This is a genomic window from Roseateles noduli, assembly GCF_050626985.1.
GTDB classification, from domain to species: Bacteria; Pseudomonadota; Gammaproteobacteria; order Burkholderiales; family Burkholderiaceae_C; genus Roseateles; species Roseateles noduli_A.
In genome coordinates, this window is the sequence record NZ_CP192463.1 from 2,783,199 (window position 1) to 2,808,632 (window position 25,434).

The window sequence follows — 25,434 nt, forward strand, 5'->3', positions numbered from 1 at the left end:
CCTCCATCGGCAAAGACCCAGCCCATGCGACGCCTCGGCATCACGCTCACGCTCACGCTCACGCTCACCCTTGCGGCCGCCACTCATGCGGGTGCCCAGGACGGCGAGCGCCCCCGCAACGCGCAGGCCCGGACCTTGCCCGCCCAGGACGGCAAGCCATGACCCCGATCCAGCAATGGCATGCCACCCGCAGCCTGCGCCTGCTGGTGCAGACGGTGCGCGACATGCTGGTCTCGATGGGGCCGTTGCTGCTGCTCGGCGGCGGTCTGCTGGTCGCGGCCTACTGGTGGCTGGATCCGCAGCCGCCGCGCCAGGTGCGCCTGGCCACCGGCCCGGTCGGCAGTGCCTACGCCGGCTTCGGCGAGGGCTATGCGAAGGCGCTGGCGCGCGAGCGCATCCAGGTGGCGCTGATCGCCAGCGAAGGCGCGCAGGACGATCTGGCCCATCTGCGCGCGGGCACGGCCGATGTGGGCTTCGTCCGCGGCGGCATGGCCGATCCGGTGGCCGATACCGAGGCCGGCATCGTCTCCCTGGGCAGCCTGTTCTACGAACCGATCTGGATCTTCTATCGCCGCGATCTCGGCATCGCGCGCCGCCAGCCCGGCGGCGAACTGCAGCGCCTGACCCAGCTGCGCGGCCTGCGGGTCAATGTGGACCAGGACGGCAGCGGTGTCCCGCAGATCGTCGAGAAGCTGCTGGCGCTGAACCAGTTGAAGCCGACCGATCTGCAGCTGTCCAATCTGGCGCCCGACGACGCCGGCGCGGCGCTGCGCCAGGGCCGGCTGGACGCCGCGGTGCTGATCTCGGCGCCGCAGTCCGGCCTGATCCGCGCGCTGCTGCGCGACCCGGCCATCGCGCTGATGGCCTTCGAGCAGAACGAGGCCTATTCCCGCCACCTGCCCTTCCTGTCCACCGTGACGCTGCCGCGCGGCGTGGTGGACCTGGCGGCCGATCTGCCGCCGCACGACGTACCGCTGCTGGCCACCACCACCGCCCTGCTGGCGCGCGAGCAGACGCACCCGGCGCTGCGCCAGCTGTTCGCGCAGGCGGCCCTGGGCCAGCACAGCGGGGCCGGCTGGTTCAACGGCGCGCGCGACTTCCCCAACACCCGCACCAGCGAGCTGCCGGTCAGCGCCGAGGGCGACCGCGCGATCAACGGCACGCCGCCGGCCTGGGCGCGCTACCTGCCCTTCTGGGCCGGCAATCTGCTGGAGCGCATGTGGCTCGTGGTCGGCGGCCTGCTGGTGCTGATGCTGCCGCTGTCGCGCGTGGTGCCGCCGCTCTACACCTTCCGCGTGCGCTCGCGCGTGTTCCGCTGGTATGCGCGGCTGCGCGAGGTGGAAGCCAAGCTGGAAACCGGCACCGGCGAGCGCGAGGCATTGCTCGACGAGCTGGACGAGCTGGATCGCGTCACACACCGCATTGCGGTGCCGCTGTCCTATGCCGAAGAGCTCTACGCGCTGCGCAACAACATCTATGCGGTGCGCAAGCGCCTGTTGGCGCAGCGGTCCCGGCCAACAGACGGACCGACCGAGGGACCGACCGAGGCACGGATCGACTGATCAACGACCGGTCGTATCGATCATCCCTTCACCGCACAAGGACCTCAGACGTCCTTCGTCCCGAAGATCTTGTCCCCGGCGTCGCCGAGGCCCGGGATGATGTAGCCGTTCTCGTTGAGGTGCGAGTCGATCGCCGCGGTCCAGCAGCGGATGTCCGGATGCGCCTTGTTCAGCGCCGCCACGCCTTCCGGCGCCGCCACCAGCACCAGCGCGCGGATGTCCTTGCAGCCGCGCTGCTTGAGCAGGTCCACCGTCGCGATCATCGAGCCGGCCGTCGCCAGCATCGGATCCACGATCAGCGCGGTGCGCTCGTCCAGCTTGCCGACGAACTTCTCGAAGTAGTTCACCGGCTGCAGCGTCTCGTGGTCGCGCGCCAGGCCGACCACGCTCACCTTGGCGTTGGGCATCATGTCCAGCACGCCGTCCAGCATGCCCAGGCCCGCGCGCAGGATGGGCACCACCGTCACCTTGCGGCCCGCGATCTGGTCGATCTCGACCTGGCCGCACCAGCCCTCGATCGTCGTCTTCTCGAGCGGGAAGTCCGCCGTCGCCTCGTAGGCCAGCAGCCGCGCGACCTCGCCGGTCAGCTCGCGGAACTTCTTGGTGGACATGTCGCCCTCCCGCATCAGGCCGATCTTGTGCTTGACGAGGGGATGCGTGACTTCGATGACTGGCATGGCGCTACCGGGATGCGGAGGGTGGAACGGCGCCTCGTGGGCGCCGGAATGGACGCGATTATCTCGCGTCGGGTGCTCAGGCCTTCTTCTGACGTTGGCGCAGCGCCTCGTACAGGCACACGCCGGCGGCCACGGAGACGTTCAGGCTTTCCACCGCGCCCTGCATCGGGATGCGCACGAGCTCGTCGCAGGTCTTCGCGGTCAGCTGGCGCATGCCGTCGCCTTCGGCGCCCAGCACCAGCGCCACCGGACCCGTCAGGTCCAGGTCGTACAGCGTCTTCTCCGCCTGGTCCGAGGTGCCGATCACCCAGATGTCGCGTTCCTTGAGCTCATTGAGCGAACGCGCCAGGTTGGTCACCATCAGGTAGGGCACGGTCTCCGCGGCGCCGCTGGCGACCTTGGCCACCGTCGCGTTCAGCCCCACGGCATGGTCCTTGGGCGCGACCACCGCATGGGCGCCCGCACCGTCGGCCACGCGCAGGCAGGCGCCGAGGTTGTGCGGATCGGTGACGCCGTCCAGCACCAGCACCAGCGGCGGCCCCTCGACCTGCTCCAGCACCTCATCCAGCGAATGCGACTGCGCCACCGCCTTCACCCGCGCCACCACGCCCTGGTGGCGGTGCGTGCCGCACAGCGCCTTCAACCGGTCGTCGTCGCTCTCGACGAGCTTCGCGCCGGCCGCTTCGGCCTTCTCGAGGAAGCCCCGCATGCGCTGGTCCTTGCGGGTGGCGTCGAACAGGATCTCCTGCACCGAGGCGGGCGCGGTCTTCAGCCGCACGGTGACGGCGTGGAAGCCGAACAGGATCTGGGTCTTGGAAGGAGAGGAAGAGCTCATGGGCGCGATTGTCGCGCACCCGTCACGGCCTGCCTGACAGCCAGCCCAGCGTGCGCGCCGCCGCCAGCAGGCCGATCATGACCGGCTGGTGGAGCATGTAGTACGACAGCGACCACCGCCCCATCACCGACAGCGGACGCACCGCCGGCAGCACCGGACGCTGCATCCAGGTCCGCACCGCCTCGACGCGCATCAGCGCGCAGCCCCACAGCATCGGGCCGAGCCACGGCAGCAGCGGGACGTAGTCCTCGGTCAGGGGCTTGCGCGTGACCAGGCCGAGCCAGTTGGTGGTGCGGGTGTCGAAGAAGGGATGCGCGACGAAGAACGGCAGCGCGATCGCGACCGCGCCCAGCAGCCACAACGCCGCGGTAGGCAGTCTCGAGAAGCCGAAGCGCACCAGGATCAGCATCAGCGCCATGCCGTGGAGCACGCCGAAGCTGATGAAGGAGCGCGGGAACATCCACCACGACCCGATCGACACCAGCAGCGCGCAGGCCATGACCTGGCCCCAGCGGCGCCAGAAGCGGTAGGCCGTCTGGCCCTGCGCCAGCGCCACCGCCTGGCCCATGCCGGCGCACAGCAGGAACAGGCTGACGATGGCGCTGCGCTGCCAGGTCCAGAACGGGTCGCGGTAGAAGTCCTCCACCACGATCTTGTAGTAGCTCAGGTCGAAGCAGAAGTGGAAGACGGTCATCCAGACCATGGCCAGGCCCCGTAGCGCATCGAGGCGGTCGAAGCGCGGGGTCGTCTGGAAGTCGCGCGCCACGGCGTCCAGGCCGGGGTCAGGCGTTGCGGTCGGAAAGCGGGCCGGCGGATTCATCGGGGAAACAGTCTACATAAGCCGCCGGACCGCGCGATGACGCCGGTCCGGCAATCGACCGCCGCCCCCGGGGCCACCCCCCGCATCCGGGTGGTTCCCTCCCCTCGATGAGCCAGTCGGGGCCGCTGCTTCCCCCCGTCCGCCGCATTGAGCCGGCGCAACGGGGCATCGACGATCCCCTCTTCGACTCCCGCCCCCTCTTCCCTGCCTCCGGTGCTTCTGCCGCGGCCCGTCTCCTCTCCCCATTCCTCGCTCCCCTCGTCCCTCCTCCCCGACTCTCTCCTCCCCGACTCCCCATGCGCCCTTCCCCTCCCTCGCTGTTCACCGTGCTCAGCCTGTCCGTCCTGGTCGCCGCCTGCGGCGGCGGCAAGGGCGACAAGAGCCCGGACATCGTCGCGCCCGCCTGCACGGTGCTGCGCGTCACCCCCGAAGCCTCCGTCACGGCCGGGTTCATCGATCCGTCGGTGACCATCGACTACACCGCCGCCACCGCCGGCGCGTGCGACGACTTCAAGCTGGTCGACAAGACCCAGGCGACCGTGCCGACCACCGTCGTCGCGTCCAGCGAATGGGCGAACCCGAACGGGGGCCTCGCCGGCTCGCGCACGATCGAGCCGCGACAGACGCTGCAGCCGGACACGTCCTACGGGCTCCAGCTGAACGGCAAGGCCGTGTCCGTCTTCAGCACCGGCCAGCAACGCCGTGGGGCGCTGGACGGGGACGTCACGGACCTCCCGGTGGAGTTCGGCGGCCTGACGGGCTCGTCGCGGATCGCCCGTTCGCAGATCAACGACCTGGTCAGCGTCCTGGTGGAGGACTACGCGAGGGGCAACCCCGTGACCGCCGCGGTGCTCAAGCCGCTCCTGCGCCACGAACTGCCCCACATCGCCTCGCCGAACGCCGCCTTCGACGCCCAGGTCAAACGCGTCCGTTATCGGAGCATCGACGCGTCCGGCGCGCCCATCACGCTCAGCGGCCTGCTGGTCTATCCCGTGCCGTCGGCAGGCGGCCCACCGGTCGACTACAACGGCCGGCCCGTGGTGATCGGGCAGCGCGGTGCCGAATCCAACGAGTCCGACGCCCCCTCGTCGGGCAGGAACGCCATGGTCCTGATCGGCCTGGGCGCGGCGGGCAAGGGCCACATCTACTTCACCCCCGACCTGATCGGCAAGGGCGACACGGCGGCCTCGCCGCAGGCCTTCCTGATCGCCGCGGACACGGCCGCGCACACCGTGGACATGCTGAGCGCCGTCAACGAGTACTTCATGCAGGTCCACCGCGCGCAGCCCGGGATGGACCTGCGCATGATCGGTCCGTCGCAGGGGGCGTTCTCCGCCATGGCCTCGATCCCGCACCTGGCGCGCCAGACGACGATCCGGCTGGTGTCGACCGGCGACGGTCCCTTCGAGATCCGCCGGACGCTGGACTCGTCCCTGCGAGCGGCCGCCGGCGAACCGCGCGACGAGTATTCGGACAAGGCCGATCTGAGCCGCATCCCGGACTACCTGGGCCGCACGCTCGCGGCACTGCGCGACTACCAGCACCTGTCCTACGACCCCAGGACGGTCTTCGGCGCCGATGGTCAGGTGCTGCCGGCCTTCCTCGCCGACTACCGGGCCGGGAAGCTCAGCGGCCTCACGCCGCATCTCCTGTTGAACAGCCTGGCGTCCGGTTCGCAGCGATACGACCTGCCGCTGGCCGAGTTCAGGATGTTCCACAACAGCAAGGACTCCCTGATCCCGGCGCGCAACACCGAGGACATGATCGCGCGATTGAAGACCGAGGGTCAGCGCGTCGCCAGCGTCGAGCGGGGCGACTGTCGCGAAGACTCGCTGCTCGTGAAGACGCTACTCGAGTTCAGCCACAGCAAGTCGCTGCCGCACACGATCTGCCTGCCGTTCCAGATCGACGATTTCGTCGGCCGCCTGCCGTCCTCCTGAGCGCCCCCGTCGGGCGTCGAGCGTCAGGTCCCGTCAGGGCGACAGCAACTGACGCACGCGCTGCCGGTGCATGCCGCGCAGCGCCGGCAGCAGCGCGCCGACGTCGCTGTACTCGGCGCCGGACAGCGCACCCGCCAACGCGCCGGCAAGCGCGCCGGCCTGCTCCGGCGCCATCGACGGCGCCGGCCGCGCGGCCGACTCGAGCTGCTCATGCAGGCGGGCCCGCGCCTGCGCGACCTTGGGCTGCGCCTGCAGCAACTGTCCCAGCGCCTGGCGCTGCCCGGTCGCTTCCTTCAGGTCCCAGCGCTGCGGCTGCAGCGCGTCCGGCGCCGGCTCCAGCAGCGCGCGCACCGGCTGGCCGCTGGGGAAGCGCTTGCCTTCGCCGCGCAGGGTCAGGCCGTCGCGCAGCGCGGGCCACTGCGACTCGGCCACGCTGAACACGATCTCCGTGCCCTGCGCCTGCACCGACAGCCCCGCCGGAGACAACGCCTTCGTCAGCGCCTGCAACTGCTGCTGTGTGCCCTCGCCGTCCAGCGACACGGCAATCACCGTCGCCTTGCCCGGCGCGCCGCCTTCCTGCGGCTGACCCGGCAGCTGGAGTCTCAGCGTCTCCTTGCCCCCTTGCTGCAGCACGGCCAGATCCAGGCCGCGCAACTTGAAGCGCTGGCGCGCCGCGCCGTCCTCGGGCGCGGCCTGCAATTCGGCATCGACGCGACCGCCGGCCTCGCGGCTGCGCTGCGACCAGAGCTGACGCAACTGGTCGACCTGCCCGCCCAGCGTCGCCGACGGGGGAGTCTGGCGCGCCAGCGTCTCGCTGAGACCGCCCTTGAGCTGCTGCATCGCCGCGGCCAGCCGATCGAGGTAGTCCAGCCCCTGCTGGAGTTTGCCGAGCTGAAGTTGCGCGCCCGGTTCGCGAGCGGGTGAAGCGCCGTCGCCCGCGCGCAGCGGCGCCGCGGCGACCTCGATGACGAGGGGCTTCTCTGCCGTCGGCGCGGTCGGCGCAGGCCGCATGCCCGGCGCATCGAGGGGCGCGGGACGTGCCGCGGCGACGCCGGCACCGCTCGTCGCCAAGGCGGGCGCGGTCGGCAACGCCGCCATGCGAGCGCCGTCGGCGGACCGCGACGCGCGATCCCCGCCGAACACCGGCGCGGTGAGCGCGTCAGATCGCATCGAACAGGCTCAGCTGGCTGACCTTCGCATAGGCCTTCTGCGTCGCCTGCAGCGCCAGCGTGTAGCTGTTGAGGCGCGTGGCGGCCTCGCCGTAGTCGATCTGACCGAGGTCCAGCGCGGTCTGCCGGTTGGCCAGGCTGACCGACGCATGGTTCGTGTCGATGGTGTCCAGGATGTTCTGCCGTCCGCCGAGCTGGCCGATCTTGCCCGCCACGTCGCCCAGCGTCTGGTCGAGCGCGGCGATCATCGCGGTCACGTCGGCGTGCACGCCTTCGGCGGTGACGCCCGGCGTGGCCAGCTGGCCGCCCAACGTGTTGAGCTGGCGCAGGAACGCGCCCATGCCCTCGAGCGACACGTTGCCGCCGATGGCCATGTTGTCCGCCACGGCGACCTGCTGCGTCTGCGAGTTGCCCAGGAAGTTGTAGCCCGCGTCGACGGTCGGCTGGTCGCTGGCCGTGCCGGAGAACAGGTAGCGGCCTTCCGCGTTCTTGCTGTTGGCCAGGAAGAGCAGGCTGTCGTGCAGCGTCTTCACCGAGCCCGACATCGCGTTCAGGTCGTCGCCGGTGTTGCCCGCGTCGGCCGCCCAGACCAGCAGGTCGCGCGTCGCCTGCAGGTCCTCGCGGATGCTGTCCAGCGACACCTCGCTGGTCTTGAGCCGGCTCTGCAGCGCGCCGATGTTGTCGCGGTACTGGTCGAGCGAGGCCTCCTCGCGCGACAGCCGCGCCAGGCGCAGCGCCGCGATGCTGTCGTCGGACGGCTTGAGCACGCGCTGGCCCGACGCCATCTGCTGCATCACGTGCGTCAGGCCCTCGTTGGCGGCCTGCAGCGCGCTGTTCATCGTCGTGTGGTACTGGTTGCTGGCGATGCGCATGGCGGCTTCTCCGGAAAGCGACGATCTGAACGGGGCTGAAGGGGATGGACGACGCCGGGCTCAGCCCAGCATCTGCAGCGTGCTGTCGAACAGCTGGTTCGCCACCGCCACCACCTTCATGTTGGCCTGGTACATCTGCTGGTACTGCATGAGGTTGATGGCTTCCTCGTCGGTGTTGACGCCGGCGCTGGACTTCCAGTCCTCCTCGGACTGGTCGCGCACCGTCGTCGCGGTCTTCTGCGAGCTCTGGTTCAGCGAACTCGCCACGCCCAGCTTGCCCACCAGCTGCGTGAACACGTCGCCGGTGATGATCTGCGTCGTGCCGGCGGCGTTGCCGGCCGCATCGAAGGTGGTGATGGTCATCGGCCGGTTCTTCAGGCCGATCAGCGCGGTGAGGTTGCCGCTGTCGCCGCTGACCGTGGCGCTGGCGGAGAACGCCAGCTGCGACGCGGTGATCCCGGTCATCTTGAGCGTGCCGCCGCTGGTGTCGAACAGCGCCGCGCCCGGCGTCGTGGCCGGCGGGGCGAAGCCCAGCGCCAGCTGCGCGTTGAACGCGTTGCCGATGCCCAGGGCGAGCTCGGAGATCGTCGTGCGCATCGGACCCAGCACCTGCTTCTGCAGATCGGCCAGGCCGCCGAGCTGACCGCCCTGCCCCACGTCCGACAAGGTGAACGAGGTGTTGGCGAACTGGATCTTCAGCGCGCCGGGCCCGGACGTGGACATCACCGCCGCGTCCGCGCCGACGACCAGCGGCTGGCCGCCCTTGAGCGACACGCTCTTGGCGCCGTCGGGCGTGTCGACGACCTGCAGGCCGACCAGCGCGGACAGCGCCTTGATCTTCTCGTCGCGGGCGTCCTGCAGCCCGGCGTCGTTCATGCCGGTGGCGCGGCCGCCGGCGATCTGCTTGTTCAGCAGCGCGATGTCCTGCGTCAGCGCGTTGACCTGGTTGACCACGCCGTCGCGCTGCGTCGCGATCGCCGTCTGCTGGTTGGCGAACAGCTGCTGCAGGCTGTCGAAGCGCTTGACCAGGCCGTCGGCGGCGGTCAGCACGGCCTCGCGCAGCGGACCGGATTCCGGCTGGACGCTGGCCGCGTTCAGCGCGGCGAAGAACTGGTCGATGCCGTTGTTGATGTTGGCCGTGTCGTCGGACATGACCTGCTCGAGCTGCGTCATGTAGGACTGCCCGGCGCTGTACTGGCCGAGCTGGCTGGTCGCCTGCCATAGCTGCACGTTCTTGAAGCTGTCGGCAAAGCGCAGCAGCTTGGACACCTGCACGCCGGCCCCGCCCTGCGGCGTCTGCAGCGAGCCCAGCAGCACGCCGGTGCGGGTGTAGCCCGGCGTCATCGCGTTGGCGACGTTCTGGCTGGTGGTGCCCAGCGCGGCCTGGGCGGCCTGCGCGCCGGTGAGGCCGTTGAGGAGGATGCTCATGGGGTGGAGGTTCCTGAGGATGCGGGGGCGCCCGCGGGGGTCTTCCCTCCGGAAGGCGACGCGCCGGCGCCGGAACTTAAGCCCGCCGCGGGAAGGACCTGCTTGAGCATCAGGTCGGCGATGCCGAAGGCGCGCTGCTGGGCCAGCGCGTCGGCGACCATCCCGTCGGCCAGGTCCAGCATGTCCTGGTTGGCGCGCTTGTTCTCGACGCTGTCGTCGTCGGCCAGCGCGCGCGTGCCGGCGCGCATCTGGCTGATCATCTGCTTGATGAAGAAGGCCTCGAACTTGACGGCCGCGTCGGTGGCCTGCGCCTTGATGCGGGCGTCGGGATCCTTGGCGCCGTCCAGCGCGGCGACCGACGGCATCGGAGAAGAAGTCGGGAAGTCGCTCATCAGATCACCTGCAGCTCGCCCTCGATCGCGCCGGCCTGATCGAGCGCCTGCAGGATCGCCATCAGGTCGTCCGGATTCGCGCCGATGCTGTTGACCATGTCGACGATCGCCTGCAGCGAGGTGCCCGCCGGCCAGCGGAACATCCGGCCGTCGCCCTGGTCCACGCGCAGCTGCGACTGCGGCACCGTCTGCGTGCGGCCCTGGCTGAACGCGTTGGGCTGGCTGACCTGCGGGCTCTCGCTGATGACGACCTTCAGCGAGCCGTGCGACACCGCCGCCGGCCGCACCTTGACGCCGTCGGCGATGACGACGGTGCCGGTGCGGGAATTGAAGATCACGCGCGGCAGCGCCGGCGCGGCGTCGATGGACAGACCCTGCAGCTGCGCGACGAAGGCGACCCGCTGCGTCGATTCCATCGGGGCGCGCACCGACACGCTGGTCCCGTCGCGCGTCGACGCCGTGCCGCTGCCGAAGCGCTGGTTCAGCGCGTCGACGATCTGCGTCGCGGTCTGGAAGGCGGGGCGCTTGAGGTTCAGCACCACGTCCGGCCGCGAGTCGAAGTCGCTCGCGATCTCGCGCTCGATCGACGCGCCGTTGGGCACGCGGCCGGTCGTCGGCGTGTTCACCGTCACGCTGGAGCCGCTCTGCCCCTGCGCGTTCAGGCCGGTCACGACCAGGTTGCCTTGCGCCAGCGCATAGACCTCGCCGTCGGCGGCGTGCAGCTCGGTCAGCAGCAGCGTGCCGCCGCGCAGGCTCTTCGCATCGCCCAGCGAGGACACGGTGATGTCGATGGACTGCCCGCGGCGATAGCCCGACGGGAAACTCGCGCTCACCATCACGGCCGCCGCGTTGCGCGACTTGGCCTCGGTCTTCTCCGGCAGCTTCACGCCGAACTGCTTCAGCAGGTTGGCCACCGACTGGCCGGCGAACTTCACCTGCGTGCTGTCGCCGCTGCCGTTCAGGCCGACCACCAGGCCGTAGCCCAGCAGCTGGTTCTCGCGCACGCCCTCGATGTCGACGAGCTGGCGCAGCGGCTGCGCCGCGAAGGTCGGCATCGCCACGCCCAGGCCGAGGACCACGCCGAGCACCAGGCCGAGCACCAGGCCGGTGGACAGGGGAATCGATCGATTCTTCATGGGGGACTCGCGATGGAGGGGGATCGGATTGGTCATCTGACCGGATCTCAGATCGGATTCCACGGGCTGTTGAACCAGCGCGTGAACCAGCCCGGCGTGGCGGCATCGGCCAGGACGCCCCGGCCGCTGTAGGCGATGCGGGCGTTGGCCACGCGCTGCGAGGACACGCGGTTCTCGCTGTCCACATCCGCCGGGCGGACGTAGCCGGCCACGCGCATCAGCTCCTCGCCCTGGTTCAGCGTCAGGCTCTTCTCGCCGTGCACGCGCAGCAGGCCGTTGGAGGTCACCTCCTGCACGACCACGGTGATCGCGCCCTGCAGCGTGTTCTGCTGCGTGCTGCTGCCGCTGCCGTTGAAGTCGCGCCCCGCGTTGATGCCGTACGAGCGCTGCTTGCCGTTCAGATCCAGGCCGAAGCTGCCGCCGCTGGTCTTGCCGCTCTGCGTGTTGGCGCTCTTGCTGGCCTGCGTCGCCTCTTCGAGCACGATGGTCAGCACGTCGCCGGAACGGAAGGCGCGCGTGTCGGCGATCAGGCTGGCGCTGCGGCCCGCGGCGAACACGCCGCCACCCGACGGCCGGACCGTCTCCGCGATCGGCAACGGCAGGCCGCCCGGATCGGCGCTGGGCAGTTCCGGCGGCGCGATGATCGCGCAGCCGCCCAGGGCCGTCGCGAGTACCACGGCAAGGACCGCGGCCAGGGTCGCGGAGCGCGCGGAGCGGTCGAGGCGGTCGGCTCCGGTGGAAGGTGCGGCGGCGGGCGGTGCGGCGGCGTTCATCGACGTCTCCTCAGCGTGCGGCCTGCGCCAGCACCTGCAGCATGTTGTCGGCGGCGGAGAGCACCTTGGTGTTCATCTCGTAGGTGCGCTGCGCCGCGATCATGTCGACCATCTCCTCGACGACCTGGACGTTCGAGCCTTCCAGCGCGCCCTGCTTGAGCTTGCCCAGGCCGTTCTCGCCGGGCACGCCCTCGGTGGGCGCGCCGCTGGCGCCGGTCTCCTGGTACAGGTTGTCGCCCAGCGCCAGCAGGCCGGCCGGGTTGACGAACTGCGTCAGGCGCAGCTGGCCGATCTCCTGCGGCGCGGCGTTGTCGGCGACGGTGATCGACACGACGCCGTTCTCGCCGATCGTCAGCGACTTGGCGTTGACGGGGATGGTGATCTCCGGCTGCAGGCGCTGGCCCTGCGCCGTCGTCAGCCGGCCTTCCGGGCTGACGTTGAGCTGGCCGGCGCGCGTGTAGGCCGGCCGGCCGTTCGGTCCCTCGACCTGCAGGAAGCCGTTGCCGACGATGGCCACGTCCATGCTCTGGCCCGTCGTCTGCAGGTTGCCGTTGGTGAACACCTTCTGCGTGCCCACCATGCGCGTGCCGTTGCCCAGCTGCACGCCGGTCGGCGCGGCGGTGCCGTCCTCGGCCTGCGCGCCGGGCTGGCGCTCCACCTGGTAGAAGAGGTCCTCGAACATCACCCGGTCGCGCTTGAAGCCGACCGTGTTGACGTTGGCCAGGTTGTTGGCGATCGCTTGCAGCTTGGCGTCCTGCGCCTGCACGCCGGTCTTGCTGATCCACATGGCGGGGTTCATCGGGGGCTCCTTGGGGAAATGCGGGAATGTCGGGGGAACGGGATCGAGATCGAGATCGAGATCGAGGTCGAGGTCGAGGTCGAGGTCGAGGTCGAGGTCGAGGTCGAATTCGAATGCGAGATCGCGGTCGAGTGAACGGAGGGCCGCGTCACTCGCGGACCAGCCGGTTGCCGGTATCGGCCATGCCGTCGGCGGCCTTGTAGAGGCGCATCTGCAGCTCGAAGTCGCGGGCCAGGTTCATCGTGGCGACCATCTCCTCGACGGCCGACACGTTGCTCGATTCGAGCTTGCCCTTGGCGACCTGCACGGCCGGATCGGCGGCCGGCGTGCTGCCGTCGCGCGTCACCAGCAGGCCGGCCTCGTTCTTGGTCAGCTGCGAGAACGGCGGCTTGACCAGCTTGAGGCGGTCCACCGTCTGCAGCTCGGGCTGGCCGTTGGCCAGGACCGAGATCGTGCCGTCGGCCTGCACTTCCAGCCTGTCGTGCGGCGGCAGCACGATCGGACCGCCCTCGCCCAGCACCGCGTGACGGCCCAGGCGCAGCGTGCCGTCGGCGTCGACGGTGAAGTTGCCGCTGCGGGTGTAGGCCTCGCGGCCCGCCGGTCCGTCCTGCGCGACGGCGAACAGGCCCTCGCCCTCGACCGCCAGGTCGAGATCGCGGCCCGTGTCGCGCTGGCTGCCGGCGCGCGCGCTGACGACGTCCGAACGCGCCTGCGCCAGGTGCCGCGCGTCGTAGCCGTAGCCCTTCACCTGCGCGGCGCCGGCCTGCTCCAGGTTGGCGCGGAAGCCGGCCGTCTCCATGTTGGCCAGGTTGTTGGCATGCACGGCCTGCGCGCGCTGGATGCGCTCGGCGCCGCTCATGACGGTGTAGATCAGGGCGTCCATCGGGGGCTCGCTTCAGTCCGGGTGGTCGGGAAGAACTCGCGGGAGAGCTCGCGTCAGACGGCCTGCATCAGCGCCTGCATCATCTCGTTCTCGGTCGAGATGAGCTTGGTGTTGGCCTGGTAGTTGCGCTGCGCGCTCATCAGGCTGACGAGCTCGCCGGTGACGTCGACGTTGGACTGCTCGATCGCACCGGCGCTGAGCTTGGACGCCGTGCCCGCGCCCGGGCGCGAGTACAGCGCCACGCCGCTGTCGATGGTCGACGTCCAGCTCGTGTCGCTCATCGGCTTGAGCGCGTTCTCGTTGGCGAAGGTGGCCAGCGCGATGGTGCCGACGGTCTGCTTCTCGCCGTTGCTGTAGTTGGCCACCAGCGAGCCGTCCTCCGACAGGCTGGTGCCGGTGAGAGTGCCGGCGGCATAACCGTTGGACTCGTTGGTGCGGGTCGTCGTGTCGCCGGCGTACTGCGTGGTGGTGGTGTAGTCGATGCGCATGGCGATCGGCGCGGCGCCGTTGGCCGGCGCGGCGTTCAGCGTCACGGCGGGCACGGCGGTGAGCTGGCCCAGCGCGTCGAAGTTCAGCGTCGCGCCGACGCCGGCCGGGGCCGCGCCGTCGAAGCTGTAGTACGCGTTGACGGCGCCGACGCCGGTCTTCACGAAGTACTGCGTCACGCTGTGCTTGGTGCCCAGCGAGTCGTACACGACCGAGGTCACCGAGCTGTTGTAGCTGCGCGAGTCGTCCTTGTCGAAGGGCGCGAGCGCGGGCACGGTCCAGTCGGCGCTGAGGTTGCCGTTGTAGGTCAGCACGTCGCTGGCCTGCGCCGGGATCGTGCCGGCGTTGACGCGCAGGTCGCCGAAGGCGCCCAGGCCGGCGCCCGGCACCGGCCGGCCGTTGGCGTCCAGCACCGCGGCGTAGCCCTGGGCCTTGCGGCCCAGGCTGTCGATGACGTTGCCGTCCTTGTCGACGTCGAACAGGCCGACGCGGGTGAACACGGTCTGGCCGTCGTCGCCCTTGACCGCGAAGAAGCCGCGGCCCTGGATCATCGCGTCCATGCCGCGGCCGGTGTTGAACAGGCCGCCGCCGGTCTGGATGCTCTGCGAGATCGAGCCCACTTCCACGCCGGTGGGCGAGCTGTCGGCGTACATGGACGAGAAGTTGCTGCGGCTGGACTTGAAGCCGTAGGTGCCGGAGTTGGCGATGTTGTTGCTGATGGTCTCCAGGCTGGCGTTGACCGCGTTGATGCCCGAACGTGCGATTTCGAAACTCATGGGGGCCTCCGAAGGCGTTGGATGCTGGGAACTGGGGAAGACTCTGAAGAACCTGGGAAGGGACGCGCGTCAGGACGCGGCGCGGCCCTTGAACTGGGTGATGGCCTGGCTGGTGACCTCGCCGACGCCGGCCAGCTGCAGCATCACGCTGCCGTCGGCGGACAGGCGCACGCCGTCCAGGCGGGCGACGGTCTCCAGGCTCACGTCGCGCTTGTCCTTGGCCTCGAACTTCAGGCTGTACTGGCCGTCGCGCAGGCCCAGCTTGGCCGGGTCCAGCGTGTAGCCGTGCTCGCCCTTGCCGAGCGAGCCGAGATCGATGCGCTGCTCGGTGCCGTCGCCGGCCGTCACCACCAGCGTGTTGGCGGGGCTGCTCGAATCCAGCGCGTAGCGCAGCTCGACCGGCTCGCCCTGCAGCTGCACCTGCGACACGGTGGCCTGCAGCGTCGATCCGACCTGCGCGCCCAGCGTCATCAGCTGCAGGCTCGCCAGCATGCTGGCGTTGGTCTGGCCCTGCGAGGTGAGCTTCTGCATCGATTCGACCTGGCTGAGCTGCGTGAGCTGGCTGACGAACTGCGACGGGTCCTGCGGCGACAGCGGATCCTGGTTCTTGATCTGCGCGACGAGCAGCGTGGTGAACAGGTTGCTCAGGCCGGCGCTGTCGCCGTTGCCGGCGACCGCGCTGGACGACGAAGCGCCGTTGCCGCTCGAGTTGTTGTTGACGGAAGTGGTCATGTCGGTGCTCCGTGGAGGATCGGGGTCAGGTCTTGATCAGGGTCGGATCAGGCATGGATCAGCCTTCGCCGAGGCGCAGCAGCGACTGCTGCATCGACTTCACGCGCGACAGCACCTCGACGTTGGTCTCGAAGGCGCGCGAGGCGGACAACATGTCGGTCATCTCGGCGACCGGGTTGACGTTGGGGTAGAAGACCTCGCCGTTCTCGTTGGCGAGCGGGTTCTCGGGCTCGTAGGCCTTGCGCAGCGGCTCCTGGCTCTCGACGACGTCCAGCACCTGCACGCGCGTGCCGGCGAGCTGCTGGTCGCCCAGCCCTTCGCGCGCGGCGAGCGCGGCGAACACCGGCTTGCGGGCGTGGTACGTGGCGGTCTCGGTGCCGGCGGCCGACTGCGCGTTGGCCAGGTTGCTGGCGATCGTGTTCAGGCGCACCGTCTGCGCGGACATCGCCGAACCGGCGATCTGGCTGATCTGCTTGAAGGACATGACAGCTCCCGTTTTGTCGCTTATTGACCGCTGATGGCCTTGGCCACGCCCTTGAGCTTCATGTTCACGAAGCTCAGGCTGGTCTGGAAATCGAGCGCGTTCTGCGCGAAGGCGGCCTGCTCCACGCCGAGCTCGACCGTATTGCCGTCCTGCGCCGGGTGATACGGGACGCGGTACTTCATGTCCTGGTCGCCGGTGTCCAGCGCGAGCTCGCCGTTGAACCCGTCGCCCGATCCGTCGCCGGATCCGAGTGCGCTGCGCAAGGACGCGGCAAAATCGATGTCGCGCGCCTGAAACCCTGGCGTGCTGACGTTGGCGATGTTGGAGGCCAGGACCTTGGTCCGCTCCGCGCGCAGACGCAGCGCGTCGTCATGCACCCCGGCCGCCTTGCTGAAATCGATGCTCATGCGCGACTCCCTCTTTCCGTTCGTTTCCGAATCCGTTGCTGTCTGTCGTCCGCTGTCGATCGCTCTGGCGATCTCAGCGTTGTCCTTGCCCTGCGGGCTGCCGGCCGCCCTGGCCGCGGGTCCGGCACCTCAGGCGCCGAGCGCCTCCAGGGACGGCACCGCCCAGCTCGACGCCCAGGTGCTGGACACCGCCCGGACCGCGTTGCTCGACCAGGCGCAGCAGGCCGGCCTGATCTCGCCGGAGCTGCAGCTTCAGCAGCCCGCGCCGCGCCCACGTCCGGCCTGCCCGGCCGGCTGGGACGTCGCGCTGCAGGACAGCCGCAGCCTGATGCGCCTGCGCCTGGTGGCCCGCTGCACCGACGACGCCGCCCGCGTGCCGCCGCAGGACTTCCTGCTGCGCGCGACGCTGAGCGCCGAGGTGCTCGTCGTCACGCAGGGCGTGGCCAGCGGTCAGCCGGTCACCGACGATCAGCTCCAGCTGCAGCGCCGCGACATCAGCCAGACGCCCGACGCGTTGTCCACGCTGGAGCCCGGCTTCGCCGCGCGCACGACGTTGCGCCCGGGCCAGCTGCTGCAGAAGCGGCTGCTGGCGGCGGCCATCGTGGTCAAACGCGGCGACGCCGTGCGCATCCAGGCCAGCCGCGGCGGCGTCAGCGTCGAGGGCGCCGGCGAGGCGCTCGACAGCGGCGCGCGACAGGGCCTGATCCGCGTGCGCAACAGCGCCAGCGGTCGGGTGATCCAGGCGCGCGTGCTGGACGCCGGACTGGTCGAGCCCGCCGAACTGCGCTGAGGCGATCGCCGCGAAGACCGGCTTCATTTCGCAGCTCCCGTCGCGCGAGCGGCGGCGCCCGTCGAGGTCGACATCCGAGTCGCCATCAAATTCGAGTTCGAGTTCGAGGTCGAGGTCGATCGTTGAGCGGTGTCGATGTGCGCCGTGACGCGAGCCGCCACCTGCGTGAGCTTCTCCGCATACGCCGGATCGGTGGCGTAGCCGCCGCGCTGCAGCGCGACGCCGTAGGCGCGTGCGTCGGCGCCGGCGTTGAGCGCGCCCTGATAACGCGGGCTCGAGCCGACCAGCCGGGCCAGATCGTCGAAGGACTGCGACGGCGACGCGTAGGCGCGGAACGCCTCGCTGCGTGCCACGGGCGCGCCGCCCTCGACCTCCGTCGTCATCGCCTGCGCGACGGCACCCTGCCAGCCGGTGGCCTTGATGCCGAAGTAGTTGTGGCTGCTCGCGCCGTCCGCCGCGCGGATCGGCGAGCGGCCCCAGCCCGTTTCCAGCGCGGCCTGCGCGGTCAGCACCTCGGGCGCGACGCCCAGCTTCGCGCCGGCGCCGCGCGCCAGCGGCAGGACTTCGTCGATGAAGGCCTGGCGCTGCGCATCGCTGACGGCGTCGTCCGCGGAGCCGCCGGTGCCCGGCGCCGCGTCCATGCCGGCCACCGCCTGGGACCGCACGCGGCCCCACGCCCCTTCAGGACTGAGACCGCCGCCGGAGCCGCCGTCGCCCTGCTCGATGTAGCGGACGACGTCGCGGTTCAGCTCGTTGAACAACGCGTCGAAGCGCGGCGTGCCGAAGCCGCCCGCGCCAGCAGTGCTCGTGGCGCCGATCGGGCTGACCGCGCCCACCGCACCGATGGCACCCGCGCTGGCAGCGCGCGCCGGCGCGACTTGAGCGCTCGCCAGCGACGGGAACTCGCCCGCGCGGAGTTCAACGTTCCGCATAGATGTGCTCCTCGCGGCCCAGCAGTTGCTGCATCAGCGCCTGCTGCTCGCCGATCAGTTGCGCGTTGCGCAGGTTCATCGCCTTGCATTCCGCCAACCCGCGTTCGATCGCTCGGCGCAGCGCGGCGATCGGCTCGGCCGTCGCGGCGGGCAGGCGCTCCAGCAACGCACGCAGGCTGGGCTGCGCCGCGCGGCCGAGCAGCCCGACCAGCAGCTCGCGGCGACGCGCGCGTTGCGCCTCCATCTCCGCGGCCTGCGCGAGGATCTCGGCGGACAGCGCCGCCATCGCCTCGGCTTCGTGGCGCAGCGCGGCGTGGAACTGGCGGTCCAGCAGCGCGCGCAAGGTCTCGTAGCCGCGCAGGTCCTGCGAGAGTCCGTCGACGAGCTGCTGCAGCATCACCGCGGCGGTGCTGTCGGCGCGGCGCGCCGTGCGGGTCAGCGTCGCGGTCACGCGCGGCCTCCGTGATAACGCTGGATGAGCTGCGACAGGCGATTCGCGTCGAACTTGATCTCGCCCTTGGCCAGCGCGTCGCGCAGCGCGGCGACCTTCACCTCGTCGACTTCCGGCATCGCGGCGAGCGTCGCCTGCGCGGGCTTGAGGACCTCGCTCGCCAGTTCGCCGGCGAGCATCGCGGGACCGGACGACGGACCGGCGCCGAGCGCGCGGTCGGTCGACTCGACGGACGCCGACGACGTCGTGCCGGCGGCGGGATTCAACGGGTTGGTGCCAGTGATCTTCATTCGTTCACCCTTGGATCTGGTGCGCATGCGGCCTCCGTCAGCGGGAGGCCGCCGGCTGCGGCTTCATCAACGCGCCGCGGACCTGCTCGGCGGCATCGCCGTCGCGCGCCGGGTCGCGCAGCCCGGCCGGGCCGAACATCCCGGCGATCGCCTGCGCCTGCTTGGCGGTCAGCAGCATCAGCTCGATGCGGCGGTTGGCCGCCGCGGTCGGCGCCAGCGGGTCCAGCGGCGCGGCGTCGGCCATGCCGGTGACCTGCAGCACGCTGGACTCGGGCATGCCGCCGACCAGCAGTTCCTGGCGGGCCGCCATCGCGCGGTGGCTGGACAGCGCCCAGTTGGTGAAGGCGCCCGGGCCCTTGTCCTGATAGGCCGTCGCATCGGTGTGCCCGACGATCAGCAGCTGGTTGCGGATCTCCGCCAGCAGCGGGCCCAGCTTGCGCAGCAGCGCGCGCAGCGGCGCGGCCGGCTGCGCGCTGCCGCGCTCGAACATGCCGCTGGCCTCGGTGTCGTGCAACTGCAGCCGCAGCCCCTGCGGCGTGACGGCGCTGCGCAGGTGGCCCTCCAGGCCCTCTTCCTTGGCCAGCGCGGCGATGCGACGCGCCAGCGCCTGCAACTGCTCCGGCGAATCCAGGCTGGGCCGCCCCATGCGCGAGTCGGTCGAACCGTGCTGCGGATCGCCGGGGCTGGGCTCCTCGCTGCGTGCGGGCACCGGATGGCGCTCGATCATGCTGCCGCGCGAGCCGGCGGCCAGCGAGTTCGTCAGCCCCTGCCCGTCCTCGATCAGGTTGGCGCCCGCGTTCTGCAGCACGACCTGCATGCGTTCGGCGTTGCGCGAGGCCAGCAGCCACAGCACCAGGAACAGGCACAGCAGCGCCAGGCAGAAGTCGGCGAACGCGACCTTCCATGCGCCGCCGTGGCCTTCGTCGTCGGCACGGCGCGAGACGCGCTTCACCACCGTCGGGTGGTGGTCGCGCGAGGTCCGGCCGCCGACGCCGCCGGGACCGATGGTCACGACCTCAGGCTGCACGGCGTTCCCCCTCGCCCGGCGCGCGGTCGCCGGCGCGCCGGCGCGACGCGGCGGACGCGTCGTCGCCGCTGAGCGCGTCGATCCAGCCCTCCAGCTGCGCGAAGCTGGGCTTGATGTTGAGCTGCACCAGACGGCGGCCGGCGTCGATCGCCAGCAGCGGCGGCTTGCCCGACACGTGCGTCACCAGCACGACCTTGACGGACTCCAGCGACGCCAGCTCCTCATGCACCAGCTGCTTCATCATGTTGGACAGCGGGTCCATCACGCCGTAGCAGAAGAAGATGCCGATGAAGGTCCCGACCATCGCGGCGGCGACCATCACGGCGATCTCGCCGGTGCCCGCGCCTTCGGCGACGTGGTTCATCGCCATCACGATGCCCAGCACCGCGGCCAGGATGCCGAAACCGGGCATCGCCTCGGCGATCTTGTGCAGCGACTTGGACGGCTGCATCAGCTCGTCGTGGATGGCCTCGAGCTCCTGCTCCAGCACGCCCTCGAGCTCATGCGCGTTGATCTTGCCCATCGCCATCAGGCGGAAGTTGTCGACGATGAAGTGCAGCAGCTTGCGGTTGTCGAGGATCAGCGGATAACGCTGGAACAGCGCGCTCTCGTGCGGCGCCTCGACGTGCGCGTCCAGCGCCTTCAGGCCGCCGGCGGCCGTCTGCAGCAGCTCGTACATCAGCAGCAGCAGCTGGCGCTGGAACTCCTGCCCATGGTCGTTGCGGCGCACCAGCTTGCGCAGTTGCAGCAGCATCTCCGACAGCACGTGGCGCGGATTGCCCAGCACGATCGCGCCCACGCCGGCGCCGACGATGATCAGCAGCTCCACCGGCTGCCAGATGACCTTGAACTGCCCGCCGTGCAGCATGAAGCCGCCGAAGACGCAGCCCAGGACGATCCCGATTCCGATGAGTGCCTGCATGTCCGTTCCTTTTTCCTGTTCCGCCGGTCTTCAGACTTGCTGCAGAAAGGCGCGCATCTTGGCGAGCGCGGCCTTGTTGATCTGGGAGACGCGCGCCTCGGTGAGATCGAGCACGGCGGCGATCTCCTTGAGGCTGGCGTCGAATTCGTAATAGAGCTGGATCACCCGCTGCTCGCGCTCGTTGAGCGCCGTCAGCGCCTGCGCGATCGAGCGCGTGACCATCAGCTGCGCTTCCGGATTGCGATGCTCGCTGGGCATCTGCGCCAGTTCCTCGACCAGCTCGTCGAAGCTGGCCATCTCCTCGGCCACCTCGGCCTGGAGGAAGTCCTGGTACTGCTGCGGCGTGAGCTTCAGATGGCGCAGGATCTCGGCCTCGGTCGCCTCGCGGCCGAGCTGGCGCGTCAGCGCGCGCAGCGCGTCGCGCTGCCTGTGGCTGTCCTGGCGCACGGTGCGCGGACGCCAGTCCTGGCGGCGCAGCTCGTCCAGGATCGCGCCGCGCACCCGCAGCGCGGCGAAGGCGCCGAAACCGCCGTCCGGTTGTCCGTAGCGGCGCAGCGCCTCCAGCAGGCCCATCAGGCCGATCTGCTCCATGTCCTCGCGGTCCATCACCGCGCTGGCCTGCGCCGACAGCTGCCGCACCACGCGCTTGACCAGCGGCGCGTACTCGCGCAGCGCGCGCTGCTCGAGCTCGGCGCTTTGCGCGGCGCTGAGGCCCGCCGTCGCGACGGCGCCCCATTCGGCGTAGGCATGCTGCACGGTGCTCTGTCCCGGTGGTGCTGGTGGTTCTGGTCGTGCTGGGGATCGCGCGCGGACGGGACCGTCACTCGATGATCAGCTTGCCGATCAGCGCCTCGGCGAACGGCGCGTCGCGCCGGTCCGCCGCATAGCTCTCGGCATAGGCCTGGTTGAGCAGCTGCGCGAACTGCTCGACGCTCATCGCCTGCGCGCTCTCGACCGTGTGCGTGGACAGCGCCTTCACCGCCACCGTGCGCAGCAGCGGCAGGTGGTCCTTGGTGCGCTTCTCCTGCTCGGGCAAGGTCTTGAAGACGATGTCCACCGCCATGTAGTGCGACACCGCCGAGCCGTTCGGACCGCGCAGCATCACCAGCACCTTGTCCAGCGTCACGTACTTGTAGTCGGGTGCCGGCTTGCCGTCGTCCTTGGGATCCTTGGCGTCCTTGGCCTCCTTGCCGCCATGGGCGGCATCGGCGCCGGCGGCCGTCTTCGTGCCGTCGGCCTTCAGCCACCACACGGCGGCGCCGGCGCCGCCGGCGGCCAGCAGCGCGACGACGGCGATCACGCCGATCAACTTGGTCCTGCTCTTCATCGCGTGGTCCTCGTGTTGCCGACCGTGATGCCGCCCGTGATGCCCATGGCGCCCACACCGCCCGCCCCCGCGGCGTTGCCCGCCAACGCGTCCGCGAAGCCGAAGGCGGCGGAAGCGCCCGACGTGCCGTGGTCGTCGTCCTGCAGCGCGCGGCCGGGCTGGCGTTGCGCATCGCGTTGCTGACCGCCCGATTGCGGCTGTCCGCCCGCGGCGGCGCCGTCGCGACCACGGCCGTCGCCGGCCGCCTGCGCGCCCGAGGCGACCTGCACCGACACATCGCCCGAGTGGCGCTGCACCAGCTCATGGCGCAGCGGCTCGGCGATCTGGCGCAGTTGCTGGCACACGTCGTCATTGCTGGCGGAGAGCTGCACCTGCAGCGCGCCGCCTTGCTGGCGGATGTCGATCTCGATGCGGCCCAGCTGCGGCGGCTCCAAATGGAGGCGAGCGCTGTCCGCGCGCTGCGCGATCTGCAGTTGCAGCCGGTCGCCCAGCGCCTGCAGCAGCGGCTGCTGCCAGGCCTCGCGCGAGGCGGGCAGCGTGAGCGTCGAGGACGCCGAGGCACCGACGTCGGTGCCGCCCGACATCGCGCCCGGCGTCATCGTCGTCATCAGGTCGGCGCTCCAGCGCTGCAGCCCTTGCCACGAACCCGCGTCCGTCGCGTTCGCCGGCACCGCGACGTCCGCGCCTTGCAGCGCGAGCAGACGCGCCGCGTCGGTGGTCAGTGCCGATGGCAGGGTCGTCGCACCTTGCGAGGACCGCGTGGATGGCGAGGCCAGCGCGTTCGACGCCGCGCCGGCCGGATAACCCGACGCGCCGGCCGCATCGCGTGCCACCGGGGTCGGCGGCATCACCATGGGGATCAGGGTCGGCATCAGCATCGCCATCAGCGGCGTGGTCGCGCTCCCGGGCAGCGCAGCGTCCTGCGCAGCGGAAGTCTCACCCTCGGTGCCGTCGCCCGCCGGCCGCGCGCCCCCTACAACGACGCCGATCGCGTCCTGGCCCGCACTGGCCGCCGGGCCGCGGCCCAGCAGTTCATCAAGCGCCTGCATCAGCGCGGCGTCGAGCACGTCGACGTTCCCATCGGCGTTGCCGCCCGACGCGTCGGCCCCGTGGGGCTGCGCGGCATCACGCTCCCCCGCGGGCGCCATCAGCGGCGCGAAGGGCAGCACCACGGCCGGCGCGGCGGCGGTCCCGTCCGCCGAGCCCGCACGGTCCGCCTTGCCGCCGGTCGCGTTGCCAGGAGGGAGCCCCGGCGCCGTCGCGGCGGACGGCGAGGCGGCGGCATTGGCCGCGGCGGCCATCGGATTCATCGTCATCGTCATGCTTGCGCCTCCGTGCCCCAGTCGGCGGACTCCGCATACGCGGACCACCCCTGGCGCTGCTGCCGCATCTGTTCCAGCGTCTGCCCGAGCCGCTCGAGTTCGCGCTGGCATTCGCCGCTGACCTGCTGATGGAGCCGGCGCAGCTGCTGCAGCGCGGCGCGCTCGCCGGGCGTCAGCGCCGCGGCGTCGAGGCCGCCCAGAAACTGGGCCAGTTCCGCGTCGCCGCGGGCCAGCGCGGTCCAGTTGCGTTGGGCGCAGGCGTCGCGCAGGCGCTCGCCGAGCATCTGCAGGCGGGCGGTGATCGGCACCGGTCGGAGGGTCTGGGGCATCGCCATGTCCTCCTCACCCGTGGCGGGCGAGCACGCCCTGCCAGCCGCCGCGGATCTGCGCGAGCAGGCCGCGCACCTCGTCGACCAGCGCGACGTCCAGCTCGACGCCGGCGCGGTACAGCCGCTCCGCGCAGTAGTCGTAGAGCCGAGCCAGACTGACCACGACCTCCCCGCCCGTGTCCAGGTCCAGCGCGCTGGACAGCCCGTTGATGATGGCGACGCACTTGTCCAGGCTGGCGGCCTTGAGCTCGAAGCGCCGCGCCTCGATGTGGGCGCGGGCGCGGGCGAGCTCGTCCAGCAGGCCGTCCATCAGCACCAGCACCAGTTGGAGCGGCGAGGCCTGCGCGGTCTGCGCCTGCAGATGGACGGACTGGTAGCTCTGGTAGGCGTCGTAGCTCATGGGGTCGTCGTGGGCGTGTCGTCGAGGAGGTGCGCGGCGCTCAGGCCGCGACGGCGTCGAACAGGCTGCCCGTGCCACCCAGTTGCGTCTGCAGGTTCTGCAGTTGCGTGAACTGTTGGAGGTAGCGCGTGTACGCCTGGTTGTATTGCTGGTCCAGACGCAGCTGGCGGTCGCTGATGCTCTTCTGCTGCGACTGGATCGTGGTCTGGCGCTGCTTGATCTGGCCGTTGGAACTGTTGGTCCAGGTGTCGGCGAGCTTGTCCATCGCGCCGAGCAGGCCCGACGAGTTGGACAGCGCGGTCGAGCCCAGCACCTTGTCCAGCGCGTCGGGCGTGGCCGACAGCGCCTTGCCCAGCTTGGTGCTGTCGAGGGAGGCGCTGCCGTCGCGGCCGATGGACACGCCCAGCGTGCGCAGGCTGGCGCCGCCGTAGTCGTTGCGCAGCACGTTGCCGATGCGGTCGCGCAGCGCGCGCACGCCGGCGTCGCTGGCGAAGGCGCCGTTGGCCGTGCCTTCCTTGCCGACGACGGTCAGGTCGTCGAGCGCCTTCTCCAGCGTGTTGTACGCGTCGACGAAGCTCTGCAGCTTGGCGCTGGTGGCCGTGTCGTCGCGCGCGACGGTCAGCGTCACCGGCGACTCGCCGGTGGCCTGCGCCTTCTTCAGCGTGATGGACACGCCCTGGATCGCGGTGACCGTGTTGCTGGCCTGCTGCAGCCGCACGCCGGTGCCCTGCGCGCCCAGCCAGACGACGGCGTCCTGCGCGCCGACCAGCTCCTTGCGCTTGCTCGTGTCGTCCAGCGCGGTCTTCAGCGGACCGGACAGGCCCGAGGTGTCGATCGTCAGCTTGCCGCCCGCGCCGCTGACCCCGGAGGTCAGCACCAGCTGCGTCGCGCCGCCGACGGTCACGACCATCGCGGTGGCGTTGCCGCTGGCCGCGGTGTTGATCGCACGGGCGATCTCGGTCTGCGACAACGTGCCGTCGCCGTCGCCGTCGGCGCTGGCGAGGTCGACGTTGAAGCTGGTGCCGTTGGCCAGTTGCACGGACATGCTGCCCGGGCCGGCCGGCACCGCGGGCAGGTCCTGGAAGGCGACCTGGTTGGTCGTCGCGAGCTGCTCGACGAACAGCGGCGTGCTGGTCGGCTGCGCGCCGGACGCGGCGGTCGCGGTCATGACCGCGCTGTCGCTGGGCGTGGCGCTGTACTGCGTGACCGACTGGCCGGGCTTGGACGACAAGGCGGCCAGCGCCGTCTTGAACGCGCTCAGCGCGCTCTGCAGCTTGGTCAGGCCGCTGGACGCGGTCTGCGCGGCCTTGGTCTGGGCGTCCAGCAGCGTCTGCGCCGGCTGCGTGTACGCGGTGGCCAGGCTGGTGGCCGTCGAGGTCGGATCGAAACTAGTCGCCATGGCGGGCTCCTCCACAAGGTCCGGGGTTGAGACTTCCCTGGTGGTAGGCGACCGGCAGCGGCCGGAACTTAAGC

General features: G+C 70.7%; 30 protein-coding genes. 4 read left to right on the forward strand and 26 right to left on the reverse strand.

Annotated features, from left to right (window positions below):
- The first annotated feature begins 24 nt into the window (after positions 1-24).
- Positions 25-162 (forward strand): hypothetical protein, encoded by a 138-nt coding sequence (locus ACQ4L4_RS12200; protein ID WP_431104483.1) that lies wholly within the window; start codon positions 25-27, stop codon positions 160-162.
- Positions 159-1,562 (forward strand): TAXI family TRAP transporter solute-binding subunit, encoded by a 1,404-nt coding sequence (locus tag ACQ4L4_RS12205; protein WP_431104484.1) that lies wholly within the window; start codon positions 159-161, stop codon positions 1,560-1,562. The genes ACQ4L4_RS12200 and ACQ4L4_RS12205 overlap by 4 nt, the downstream gene beginning before the upstream one ends.
- A 44-nt stretch (positions 1,563-1,606) precedes the next feature.
- On the opposite strand, the gene upp is transcribed toward ACQ4L4_RS12205, so the two are convergent.
- The 3 genes from upp to ACQ4L4_RS12220 all read right to left on the reverse strand — a co-directional run bounded on the left by upp (position 1,607) and on the right by ACQ4L4_RS12220 (position 3,894).
- Complete coding sequence (upp, locus tag ACQ4L4_RS12210) at positions 1,607-2,239, reverse strand: uracil phosphoribosyltransferase (protein WP_067274770.1); 633 nt, start codon at positions 2,237-2,239, stop codon at positions 1,607-1,609.
- Positions 2,240-2,315: 76 nt separating this feature from the next.
- Positions 2,316-3,074: a 23S rRNA (guanosine(2251)-2'-O)-methyltransferase RlmB gene (gene rlmB, locus ACQ4L4_RS12215; protein WP_431104485.1), complete on the reverse strand. Its 759-nt coding sequence runs from the start codon at positions 3,072-3,074 to the stop codon at positions 2,316-2,318.
- A gap of 22 nt (positions 3,075-3,096) precedes the next feature.
- Positions 3,097-3,894 (reverse strand): DUF1624 domain-containing protein, encoded by a 798-nt coding sequence (locus ACQ4L4_RS12220; RefSeq protein WP_431104486.1) that lies wholly within the window; start codon positions 3,892-3,894, stop codon positions 3,097-3,099.
- Positions 3,895-4,190: 296 nt separating this feature from the next.
- On the opposite strand from ACQ4L4_RS12220, the gene ACQ4L4_RS12225 reads away from it, so the two are divergent.
- On the forward strand, positions 4,191-5,834 hold the full coding sequence (locus ACQ4L4_RS12225) for a hypothetical protein (protein ID WP_431104487.1): 1,644 nt from the start codon (positions 4,191-4,193) through the stop codon (positions 5,832-5,834).
- Between the two features lie 33 nt (positions 5,835-5,867).
- Here ACQ4L4_RS12225 and ACQ4L4_RS12230 read toward each other — a convergent pair whose 3' ends face one another.
- The 12 genes from ACQ4L4_RS12230 to flgB all read right to left on the reverse strand — a co-directional run bounded on the left by ACQ4L4_RS12230 (position 5,868) and on the right by flgB (position 16,171).
- Complete coding sequence (locus tag ACQ4L4_RS12230; protein WP_431104488.1) at positions 5,868-7,004, reverse strand: hypothetical protein; 1,137 nt, start codon at positions 7,002-7,004, stop codon at positions 5,868-5,870.
- Positions 6,994-7,875, reverse strand: coding sequence for a flagellar hook-associated protein FlgL (flgL, locus tag ACQ4L4_RS12235; RefSeq protein ID WP_431104489.1), 882 nt, complete (start codon positions 7,873-7,875; stop codon positions 6,994-6,996). The genes ACQ4L4_RS12230 and flgL overlap by 11 nt, the downstream gene beginning before the upstream one ends.
- 60 nt (positions 7,876-7,935) lie before the next feature.
- The gene (gene flgK / locus ACQ4L4_RS12240) at positions 7,936-9,303 is read right to left on the reverse strand and encodes a flagellar hook-associated protein FlgK (RefSeq protein WP_431104490.1); all 1,368 of its coding nucleotides are present in this window, start codon (positions 9,301-9,303) and stop codon (positions 7,936-7,938) included.
- Positions 9,300-9,695, reverse strand: coding sequence for a rod-binding protein (locus tag ACQ4L4_RS12245; protein ID WP_431104491.1), 396 nt, complete (start codon positions 9,693-9,695; stop codon positions 9,300-9,302). The genes flgK and ACQ4L4_RS12245 overlap by 4 nt, the downstream gene beginning before the upstream one ends.
- Positions 9,695-10,750, reverse strand: a complete 1,056-nt coding sequence (locus ACQ4L4_RS12250) for a flagellar basal body P-ring protein FlgI (protein ID WP_431104930.1) — start codon at positions 10,748-10,750, stop codon at positions 9,695-9,697. The genes ACQ4L4_RS12245 and ACQ4L4_RS12250 overlap by 1 nt, the downstream gene beginning before the upstream one ends.
- A 128-nt stretch (positions 10,751-10,878) precedes the next feature.
- Positions 10,879-11,604: a flagellar basal body L-ring protein FlgH gene (gene flgH, locus ACQ4L4_RS12255; protein WP_431104492.1), complete on the reverse strand. Its 726-nt coding sequence runs from the start codon at positions 11,602-11,604 to the stop codon at positions 10,879-10,881.
- Between the two features lie 10 nt (positions 11,605-11,614).
- A complete protein-coding gene (gene flgG, locus ACQ4L4_RS12260; protein WP_431104493.1) occupies positions 11,615-12,403 on the reverse strand; it encodes a flagellar basal-body rod protein FlgG in 789 nt (262 codons plus the stop codon).
- Positions 12,404-12,551: 148 nt separating this feature from the next.
- A complete protein-coding gene (locus tag ACQ4L4_RS12265; RefSeq protein ID WP_431104494.1) occupies positions 12,552-13,286 on the reverse strand; it encodes a flagellar basal body rod protein FlgF in 735 nt (244 codons plus the stop codon).
- 53 nt (positions 13,287-13,339) lie between these two features.
- Complete coding sequence (locus ACQ4L4_RS12270) at positions 13,340-14,548, reverse strand: flagellar hook protein FlgE (RefSeq protein ID WP_431104495.1); 1,209 nt, start codon at positions 14,546-14,548, stop codon at positions 13,340-13,342.
- Between the two features lie 69 nt (positions 14,549-14,617).
- Positions 14,618-15,280, reverse strand: coding sequence for a flagellar hook capping FlgD N-terminal domain-containing protein (locus ACQ4L4_RS12275; protein WP_431104496.1), 663 nt, complete (start codon positions 15,278-15,280; stop codon positions 14,618-14,620).
- Positions 15,281-15,338: 58 nt separating this feature from the next.
- Positions 15,339-15,764, reverse strand: coding sequence for a flagellar basal body rod protein FlgC (gene flgC, locus ACQ4L4_RS12280; protein ID WP_431104497.1), 426 nt, complete (start codon positions 15,762-15,764; stop codon positions 15,339-15,341).
- Positions 15,765-15,784: 20 nt separating this feature from the next.
- Positions 15,785-16,171 carry a flagellar basal body rod protein FlgB gene (gene flgB, locus ACQ4L4_RS12285; RefSeq protein WP_377153235.1) on the reverse strand — a complete coding sequence of 129 codons (387 nt, stop codon included), beginning with the start codon at positions 16,169-16,171 and terminating at the stop codon, positions 15,785-15,787.
- A 79-nt stretch (positions 16,172-16,250) separates the two neighbouring features.
- Here flgB and flgA point away from each other — a divergent pair, with 79 nt between their 5' ends.
- Positions 16,251-16,961, forward strand: a complete 711-nt coding sequence (flgA, locus tag ACQ4L4_RS12290; protein ID WP_431104498.1) for a flagellar basal body P-ring formation chaperone FlgA — start codon at positions 16,251-16,253, stop codon at positions 16,959-16,961.
- A 23-nt stretch (positions 16,962-16,984) separates the two neighbouring features.
- Here the strand turns inward: flgA and ACQ4L4_RS12295 are convergent, their stop codons facing one another.
- From ACQ4L4_RS12295 to fliD, 11 genes are all read right to left on the reverse strand, one after another.
- A complete protein-coding gene (locus ACQ4L4_RS12295; RefSeq protein ID WP_431104499.1) occupies positions 16,985-17,893 on the reverse strand; it encodes a glycoside hydrolase family 73 protein in 909 nt (302 codons plus the stop codon).
- The gene (locus ACQ4L4_RS12300; RefSeq protein ID WP_431104500.1) at positions 17,880-18,344 is read right to left on the reverse strand and encodes a flagellar protein FlgN; all 465 of its coding nucleotides are present in this window, start codon (positions 18,342-18,344) and stop codon (positions 17,880-17,882) included. Before ACQ4L4_RS12300 ends, ACQ4L4_RS12295 begins: the two co-directional genes overlap by 14 nt.
- Positions 18,341-18,661: a flagellar biosynthesis anti-sigma factor FlgM gene (flgM, locus tag ACQ4L4_RS12305; protein ID WP_431104501.1), complete on the reverse strand. Its 321-nt coding sequence runs from the start codon at positions 18,659-18,661 to the stop codon at positions 18,341-18,343. Before flgM ends, ACQ4L4_RS12300 begins: the two co-directional genes overlap by 4 nt.
- A 10-nt stretch (positions 18,662-18,671) precedes the next feature.
- The gene (locus ACQ4L4_RS12310; RefSeq protein WP_431104502.1) at positions 18,672-19,646 is read right to left on the reverse strand and encodes a flagellar motor protein MotB; all 975 of its coding nucleotides are present in this window, start codon (positions 19,644-19,646) and stop codon (positions 18,672-18,674) included.
- A gap of 4 nt (positions 19,647-19,650) precedes the next feature.
- The gene (gene motA / locus ACQ4L4_RS12315) at positions 19,651-20,583 is read right to left on the reverse strand and encodes a flagellar motor stator protein MotA (protein WP_431104503.1); all 933 of its coding nucleotides are present in this window, start codon (positions 20,581-20,583) and stop codon (positions 19,651-19,653) included.
- Between the two features lie 30 nt (positions 20,584-20,613).
- Positions 20,614-21,339 carry a FliA/WhiG family RNA polymerase sigma factor gene (locus tag ACQ4L4_RS12320; protein ID WP_431104504.1) on the reverse strand — a complete coding sequence of 242 codons (726 nt, stop codon included), beginning with the start codon at positions 21,337-21,339 and terminating at the stop codon, positions 20,614-20,616.
- 64 nt (positions 21,340-21,403) lie between these two features.
- Positions 21,404-21,910 (reverse strand): flagellar basal body-associated FliL family protein, encoded by a 507-nt coding sequence (locus ACQ4L4_RS12325; RefSeq protein ID WP_431104505.1) that lies wholly within the window; start codon positions 21,908-21,910, stop codon positions 21,404-21,406.
- Positions 21,907-23,232 (reverse strand): flagellar hook-length control protein FliK, encoded by a 1,326-nt coding sequence (locus ACQ4L4_RS12330; protein WP_431104506.1) that lies wholly within the window; start codon positions 23,230-23,232, stop codon positions 21,907-21,909. Before ACQ4L4_RS12330 ends, ACQ4L4_RS12325 begins: the two co-directional genes overlap by 4 nt.
- Complete coding sequence (locus tag ACQ4L4_RS12335; protein WP_431104507.1) at positions 23,229-23,561, reverse strand: hypothetical protein; 333 nt, start codon at positions 23,559-23,561, stop codon at positions 23,229-23,231. The genes ACQ4L4_RS12330 and ACQ4L4_RS12335 overlap by 4 nt, the downstream gene beginning before the upstream one ends.
- A gap of 13 nt (positions 23,562-23,574) precedes the next feature.
- Complete coding sequence (fliS, locus tag ACQ4L4_RS12340; protein WP_431104508.1) at positions 23,575-23,961, reverse strand: flagellar export chaperone FliS; 387 nt, start codon at positions 23,959-23,961, stop codon at positions 23,575-23,577.
- A 40-nt stretch (positions 23,962-24,001) separates the two neighbouring features.
- Positions 24,002-25,360: a flagellar filament capping protein FliD gene (gene fliD / locus ACQ4L4_RS12345; protein WP_431104509.1), complete on the reverse strand. Its 1,359-nt coding sequence runs from the start codon at positions 25,358-25,360 to the stop codon at positions 24,002-24,004.
- Positions 25,361-25,434 lie beyond the last annotated feature (74 nt).